This window comes from Streptomyces silaceus, from assembly GCF_001419745.1.
Lineage (GTDB): Bacteria > Actinomycetota > Actinomycetes > Streptomycetales > Streptomycetaceae > Streptomyces > Streptomyces silaceus.
Genome location: NZ_LIRJ01000082.1, coordinates 56,130 through 63,223 on the forward strand (window position 1 = coordinate 56,130; position 7,094 = coordinate 63,223).

Consider the following 7,094-nt stretch of genomic DNA (forward strand, 5'->3'; position numbering starts at 1 on the left):
TTCGACGGATGACGGAGAGCGGAAGCCCCATGGTGCAGATCAAGACCCCCGAGCAGATCGCGAAGATGCGCGAGGCGGGCCTGGTCGTCGCCGCCATCCACGCCGCGACCCGTGAGGCCGCGGTGCCCGGCGCCACCACCAAGGACCTGGACGACGTCGCCCGCAAGGTGATCGCCGAGCACGGCGCGAAGTCGAACTTCCTCGGGTACGGCGGTTTCCCCGCCACGATCTGCACCTCGGTCAACGAGGTCGTCGTGCACGGCATCCCCGACGACAAGACCGTCCTGAAGGACGGCGACATCATCTCCATCGACGCCGGCGCGATCATCGACGGCTGGCACGGCGACGCGGCGTACACCGCGTTCGTGGGCACCGGTCACGCCCCGGAGCTGGTCGAGCTCTCCCGGGTGACCGAGGAGTCGATGTGGGCGGGCATCGCGGCGATGAAGCAGGGGAACCGGCTCGTCGACATCTCCCGTGCCATCGAGACGTACATCCGCCGGCAGCCGAAGCCGGGCGGCGGCAAGTACGGGATCGTCGAGGACTACGGCGGGCACGGGATCGGCACCGAGATGCACATGGACCCGCACCTCCTGAACTACGTCGAGCGGCGCCGTGGCAAGGGGCCCAAGCTGGTGCCGGGGCTCTGCCTCGCCATCGAGCCGATGGTGTCGCTGGGGACGCCGCGCACGGAGGTCCTGGAGGACGACTGGACCGTCATCACGACGGACGGGACCTGGTCGTCGCACTGGGAGCACTCCGTCGCGCTGACGGAGGAGGGGCCGATCGTGCTGACCTCTCCCGACTGCGGCCGCGCGAAGCTCGCGGAGTACGGGGTCACCGTCGCGCCGGACCCGCTGGGCTGACGCCCGCCTGTGGCTCTGTCCCCGCTGCGCCGGGGCCGGTGCCTCCCGCTCGACTGCCCGGCACCGGGGGCGCTGTGCCCCTGCGTGCCGCCTTTCCGGCATGCCTGCCCACGTGGGTGACCCCGCTGCTTAAGGATCTTGCTCGTGGGGCAAACTTTCTCGATTCGTCTTTCCGAGTGCACTGACGTAGACTGACGCGTCGGCTCTCGTGCATCCGTGTGTCTGCATGCGGGGAACGGAGTCGATCAAGGTAGTCGATTCGAAGGGCGAAGCGTGGCCAAGAAGCAAGGTGCCATCGAGATCGAAGGCACTGTCGTCGAGTCTCTTCCGAACGCCATGTTCAAGGTGGAGCTCCAGAACGGCCACCAGGTCCTGGCACACATCAGCGGCAAGATGCGCATGCACTACATCCGCATCCTCCCTGACGACCGGGTCGTGGTGGAGCTGTCTCCGTACGACCTGACGCGTGGCCGGATCGTCTACCGGTACAAGTAGATCTTGCCCGCATCCCGCTCCGGCGGGGTGGTGGCACTGACCCGGAGAACCTCACCCAATGAAGGTCAAGCCGAGCGTCAAGAAGATCTGCGACAAGTGCAGGGTGATCCGCCGTCACGGCCGAGTCATGATCATCTGCGACAACCCGCGCCACAAGCAGCGCCAGGGCTGACGCACCACTGCAGTTCGCAGATTTTCGCGCGACGCACATAAGCACATACGCAGAACCCGTCCCTCTTCAGGATCCATCGGTAATGGAGGGCGACACCCCCGGTCGGAGGCCGGGGACCCAGCTTGTACCTGGTACGGCGGCTGGGAGCGGTTCTGCTGAAGACCTCCGAATATCAACAGGAGCCATGAATGGCACGCGTTGAAGGCGTTGACCTCCCGCGCGACAAGCGCATCGAGGTCGCCCTCACCTACGTGTTCGGCATCGGCCGGACGCTGTCCCAGCAGACGCTGGACGCCACCGAGGTGGACCGCAACACCCGTGTTCGCGACCTGACCGAGGAAGACCTCGTCAAGATCCGCGAGTACGTGGACGCGAACATCAAGACCGAGGGTGACCTCCGTCGCGAGATCCAGGCCGACATCCGCCGCAAGGTCGAGATCGGCTGCTACCAGGGTCTTCGTCACCGTCGTGGCCTGCCCGTCCGCGGTCAGCGCACCAGCACGAACGCCCGCACCCGCAAGGGCCCGCGTCGCGCCATCGCCGGTAAGAAGAAGCCGGGCAAGAAGTAGTCCTCGCTCAGCGGTCTATCGACAGCTGACGCTGCAGGACCGACCACCTCCCGTAGGAGTTTGAGATGCCCCCCAAGGGTCGTCAGGGCGCTGCCAAGAAGGTGCGCCGCAAGGAAAAGAAGAACGTCGCTCACGGCCACGCGCACATCAAGAGCACGTTCAACAACACGATCGTGTCCATCACGGACCCGACCGGCAACGTGATCTCGTGGGCCTCCGCCGGCCACGTCGGCTTCAAGGGCTCGCGCAAGTCCACGCCGTTCGCCGCGCAGATGGCCGCCGAGTCGGCTGCCCGTCGCGCCCAGGAGCACGGCATGCGCAAGGTCGACGTCTTCGTCAAGGGCCCGGGTTCCGGTCGTGAGACCGCCATCCGTTCGCTCCAGGCGACGGGCCTCGAGGTCGGCTCGATCCAGGACGTGACGCCCACGCCGCACAACGGCTGCCGTCCGCCCAAGCGGAGGCGCGTCTGACCTCAGGTGCGTTACGCATCTGTGGTCTCGGCCGTCTTCCGGCTTGAAGGGCTTCGGGCGACCCGCCTCTTTTCGGCCGGGTCGCCCGTACCCTTGTCATGACTCAGGGCATCAAATAGTGGGTGCCCCTGACTGAAGGAATCACTTCATGCTGATCGCTCAGCGTCCCTCGTTGACCGAAGAGGTCGTCGACGAGTTCCGCTCCCGGTTCGTCATCGAGCCGCTGGAGCCGGGCTTCGGCTACACCCTCGGCAACTCCCTCCGCCGCACCCTCCTCTCGTCGATCCCCGGCGCTGCTGTCACCAGCATCCGCATCGACGGTGTCCTGCACGAGTTCACCACCGTGCCGGGCGTCAAGGAGGACGTCACCGACCTGATCCTCAACATCAAGCAGCTGGTCGTCTCCTCGGAGCACGACGAGCCGGTCGTGATGTACCTGCGCAAGCAGGGCCCGGGTCTGGTCACCGCCGCCGACATCGCCCCGCCGGCCGGTGTCGAGGTGCACAACCCCGACCTCGTCCTCGCCACGCTCAACGGCAAGGGCAAGCTGGAGATGGAGCTGACCGTCGAGCGCGGTCGCGGCTACGTCTCCGCCGTGCAGAACAAGCAGGTCGGCCAGGAGATCGGCCGTATCCCGGTCGACTCGATCTACTCGCCGGTCCTCAAGGTCACCTACAAGGTCGAGGCGACCCGAGTCGAGCAGCGCACCGACTTCGACAAGCTGATCGTCGACGTCGAGACCAAGCAGGCCATGCGCCCGCGTGACGCCATGGCGTCCGCCGGCAAGACCCTGGTCGAGCTGTTCGGTCTCGCCCGCGAGCTGAACATCGACGCCGAGGGCATCGACATGGGCCCGTCCCCGACGGACGCCGCCCTGGCCGCCGACCTGGCGCTGCCGATCGAGGAGCTCGAGCTCACCGTTCGGTCGTACAACTGCCTCAAGCGCGAGGGCATCCACTCCGTGGGTGAGCTCGTGGCCCGCTCCGAGGCGGACCTGCTCGACATCCGCAACTTCGGTGCGAAGTCGATCGACGAGGTCAAGATGAAGCTCAACGGCATGGGTCTCGCGCTGAAGGACTCGCCTCCCGGCTTCGACCCGACCGCCGCTGCCGACGCCTTCGGCGCGGACGACGACGCCGACGCCGGCTTCGTCGAGACCGAGCAGTACTGATCGGTTCGATTTTGGCTGCCGACCGGCTTCGGCCGGTCGTGCAGTTCCCCGCGCCCCTTACGGGGCGCGGTCCACTGACTCCGGTACCTGATACGGCCGGGGCAGATCACTAGGAGAAACACCATGCCGAAGCCCACCAAGGGTGCCCGTCTGGGCGGCAGCGCCGCGCACGAGAAGCTCCTCCTGGCGAACCTCGCCAAGCAGCTCTTCGAGCACGGCCGCATCACCACCACCGAGGCGAAGGCCCGTCGTCTGCGTCCCTACGCGGAGCGTCTGGTCACCAAGGCGAAGAAGGGCGACCTTCACAACCGCCGCCAGGTGCTGCAGGTCATCACCGACAAGAGCGTCGTGCACACGCTCTTCACGGAGATCGGCCCGCGCTACGAGAACCGCCCGGGTGGCTACACCCGCATCACCAAGATCGGTAACCGCCGCGGCGACAACGCGCCCATGGCGATCATCGAGCTGGTGGAGGCCCTGACCGTGGCCCAGCAGGCCACCGGTGAGGCCGAGGCGGCGACCAAGCGTGCCGTCAAGGAAGACGCCCTGAAGAAGGACGAGGCCGTCGAGGCCAAGTCCGACGAGGCCGTCGAGGCCCCGGCCGAGGAGTCCAAGGACGCCTGAGGCTGAGCCTTCGTGAGCGGGTCCGCCCCTTGGGGCGGGCCCGCTTTCGCGTTCCTGAGAGGATCTGTGTGTGAGTGAGGAAGTGGAGCCCGGTTTCGTCCGGGTGCGGCTCGACCTGAGCTACGACGGCAAGGACTTCTCCGGCTGGGCCAAGCAGCGCGAGGGGCAGCGGACCGTCCAGGGCGAGATCGAGGACGCGCTGCGGACCGTGACGCGGTCGCGGGAGACGTACGAGCTGACCGTCGCGGGACGGACCGACAGCGGGGTGCACGCGCGGGGCCAGGTCGCGCACGTCGACCTGCCCGAGGACGTGTGGGCCGAGCACCGGGAGAAGCTGCTGCGGCGGCTCGCCGGGCGGCTCCCGCACGACGTGCGGGTGTGGCGGGTGGCCGAGGCGCCCGTCGGGTTCAACGCGCGCTTCTCGGCCGTGTGGCGGCGGTACGCGTATCGCGTGACCGACCACCCCGGCGGCGTCGACCCGCTGCTGCGCGGTCATGTCCTGTGGCACGACTGGGAGTTGGACCTCGACGCGATGAACGCCGCGGCCGAGGGGCTGCTCGGCGAGCACGACTTCGCGGCCTACTGCAAGAAGCGCGAGGGCGCCACGACCATTCGTACGCTGCAGGAACTGCGGTGGGAGCGGCGGGCCGACGGGATCCTGGAGGCGACCGTGCGCGCGGACGCCTTCTGCCACAACATGGTGCGGTCGCTGGTCGGCGCCATGCTCTTCGTGGGGGACGGGCACCGGCCCGTGGAGTGGCCGGCGAAGGTCCTCGCGGCGCGCGTGCGGGACTCGGCCGTGCACGTCGTGCGGCCGCACGGGCTCACCCTGGAGGAAGTCGGTTATCCCGCCGACGCGTTGCTCGCCGCGCGCAGCAAGGAGGCGCGCAACAAGCGGACGCTGCCCGGGGCCGGGTGCTGCTGAGCCCCGGCCGGGGCCTCGGTCGTCCTACTGCTGCGGGGCGCCGGCGGCGGCGGACGCCTGGGCCTCGCCCCGCTGGTTGATCCGCTGGAAGGCGAAGCGGGAGAGGGTGTCGCCGGCGCCGTAGGCCTTGCGGTCCGTCGTCGTCACGTCCTTGCCGCTGGTGTAGCCCGTGGTGGTGAAGTAGGCGTAGCGGCCGTAGGCGTTGTAGGTGCCGCGGCACACGCCCGTGCGGCAGAAGTTCGGGATGCCCTTGCCGGGAAGGGAGTCGACCAGGCCCTTCTCCGCCTGCTCCTTGACCTTCGTGGCGTCGGCCGTGGTGTCGAAGACGGCGACGCCGATGGTGACCGCGAGGCCGTCCTTGATGTAGCTGGCGCGGATCAGGCGCGTGCAGTCGTTCTTGGCGAGGATCGACCCGAGGGCGTCCTGGGTGACGGCCGTGCACTTCTTGGTGCTGTCGGTCGCGCCCTTCTTGTAGACGTTCTCGCCCGACGTGAAGGTCTTGCCGGGGAAGAGGCCCTCGGGGGTGAGCGGCGCCTTGTCCTTCTTGGCGCTGGAGATGAAGTCCTTGGGGTCCGGCGGGGGCGGCGGGGTGGTCGCCTCGAAGGACGGGCCGGGGTCGTCGCTCGCGCCGGGGATGTCGGCGGTCGCCGGGAGTTCGCTGGCCGGCTTGTTCGACGCGGTGGCGTCGTCGCTGTTGGCGGTGACGACGGTGATGGCCACGGCCGCCGCGATGCCGACCGTGGCGAGTGCGCCGCCGCCGATCAGCAGCCACTTGCGGCGGCGGGTGCGCGCCTCGGAGGCCTCGGCGAGCGCCGCCCAGTCGGGCGTGGGCCCGCCGCCGGGTCCGCCCGTTCCGCCCGGACCCCACTGAGGTCCCCCTTGCCCAAAGCTCATGGGGCGCATCTTAGACGGGGAGTTGGGGATGTTGAGCGGGGGCCGCATGGGGTTGCCGACCTAGCCTGAGGCGTATGAATACGGGCAAAACGGCTGTTAGTGGTTGGTTGTCGCGTCCGGCCGGACGGCATGTGTGGTGGGTGCTCGCCGTGGTGCTGGCCGCCGGGGTCGTCCGGGTGGGGCTGAAGGTGCCGGACGGCGGGATGGACAACGCCATCGTGGTGCGGGCCGCGAAGGCCTGGCTCGCGGGCCGCTCGCCCTATGCCGACCGGCACTTCCTCTATCTGCCGGGCGCCGTGCTCGCGGCGGTGCCGCAGGCCCTGCTGCCGGCGTCCGTGGCGCGCTTCCTGGTCCCCGCGGGCGTCACGGCGGGGCTGGTCGCCGGGTGGGCGTGCGCGCTGCGGATCCACGGGGTCGCCTGGCGCAGCCGGTTCGCGGCGTACGGGCTGCTCGCCCTCGCGCTCGGCTTCGCGCCCTTCGGGCACCTCGTCCAGCTGGGCAACTGGACGGTGGCGTCCGCGGCCCTGCTGCCGTGCGCGCTGCTGCTCGTGTGCCGCGAGCGGTGGGTCGCCGCGGGGCTCGTCGTCGGGGCCGCCGTCGCCGTGAAGCCGCTGCTCGCGCCCGTCGTGCTCCTCTTCGTCTTCGCGCGGCGCCGGCGGGCGCTGGGCGCCGCCGTGGGCGTGCCCGCGGGGGTGTCCGTGGCCGCCGCGCTCGTGCTGCCGGACCCCGCCGGGTTCTTCACGCGGACGCTGCCCTTCCTGCTGCGCGGCGACGACAGCTTCGTACGTCTCTATGAGGCGTCGCCCTCGGCGGTGCTCGGGCGGCTCGGGGTGCCGCAGGCGGGGGCGACGCTGGTGGCCGGGTGCGCGGCGGCGGCCGGGGTGTGGTGTGCCTGGCGGCGGTGGGGG

At 69.5% G+C, this 7,094-nt stretch carries 10 protein-coding genes; 9 read left to right on the plus strand and 1 reads right to left on the minus strand.

Annotation, left to right across the window (positions count from 1 at the left end; all coding sequences use genetic code 11):
• The first annotated feature begins 29 nt into the window (after positions 1 to 29).
• The 8 genes from map (at position 30) to truA (ending at position 5,292) form a co-directional block, all read left to right on the plus strand.
• Positions 30 to 866, plus strand: coding sequence for a type I methionyl aminopeptidase (gene map / locus AOK22_RS10000; RefSeq protein ID WP_055698233.1), 837 nt, complete (start codon positions 30 to 32; stop codon positions 864 to 866).
• A 273-nt stretch (positions 867 to 1,139) separates the two neighbouring features.
• Positions 1,140 to 1,361, plus strand: coding sequence for a translation initiation factor IF-1 (gene infA, locus AOK22_RS10005; RefSeq protein WP_003948620.1), 222 nt, complete (start codon positions 1,140 to 1,142; stop codon positions 1,359 to 1,361).
• 58 nt (positions 1,362 to 1,419) lie between these two features.
• Positions 1,420 to 1,533 (plus strand): 50S ribosomal protein L36, encoded by a 114-nt coding sequence (rpmJ, locus tag AOK22_RS10010; RefSeq protein ID WP_003948619.1) that lies wholly within the window; start codon positions 1,420 to 1,422, stop codon positions 1,531 to 1,533.
• Positions 1,534 to 1,721: 188 nt separating this feature from the next.
• Positions 1,722 to 2,102: a 30S ribosomal protein S13 gene (rpsM, locus tag AOK22_RS10015; protein WP_055698234.1), complete on the plus strand. Its 381-nt coding sequence runs from the start codon at positions 1,722 to 1,724 to the stop codon at positions 2,100 to 2,102.
• A 65-nt stretch (positions 2,103 to 2,167) separates the two neighbouring features.
• Positions 2,168 to 2,572, plus strand: a complete 405-nt coding sequence (gene rpsK / locus AOK22_RS10020; protein WP_003948617.1) for a 30S ribosomal protein S11 — start codon at positions 2,168 to 2,170, stop codon at positions 2,570 to 2,572.
• Positions 2,573 to 2,720: 148 nt separating this feature from the next.
• The gene (locus tag AOK22_RS10025) at positions 2,721 to 3,743 is read left to right on the plus strand and encodes a DNA-directed RNA polymerase subunit alpha (protein WP_016645160.1); all 1,023 of its coding nucleotides are present in this window, start codon (positions 2,721 to 2,723) and stop codon (positions 3,741 to 3,743) included.
• Positions 3,744 to 3,866: 123 nt separating this feature from the next.
• Positions 3,867 to 4,367, plus strand: a complete 501-nt coding sequence (rplQ, locus tag AOK22_RS10030; RefSeq protein WP_055698235.1) for a 50S ribosomal protein L17 — start codon at positions 3,867 to 3,869, stop codon at positions 4,365 to 4,367.
• A gap of 70 nt (positions 4,368 to 4,437) precedes the next feature.
• Positions 4,438 to 5,292 (plus strand): tRNA pseudouridine(38-40) synthase TruA, encoded by an 855-nt coding sequence (gene truA / locus AOK22_RS10035; protein ID WP_055698236.1) that lies wholly within the window; start codon positions 4,438 to 4,440, stop codon positions 5,290 to 5,292.
• Between the two features lie 24 nt (positions 5,293 to 5,316).
• Here the strand turns inward: truA and AOK22_RS10040 are convergent, their stop codons facing one another.
• Entirely contained in the window at positions 5,317 to 6,186 is an 870-nt protein-coding gene (locus AOK22_RS10040) for a hypothetical protein (RefSeq protein ID WP_055698237.1), read from the minus strand.
• 74 nt (positions 6,187 to 6,260) lie between these two features.
• Here AOK22_RS10040 and AOK22_RS10045 point away from each other — a divergent pair.
• Positions 6,261 to 7,094: glycosyltransferase 87 family protein (locus tag AOK22_RS10045; RefSeq protein ID WP_079036466.1), on the plus strand; the 834-nt coding region annotated here is incomplete at its 3' end.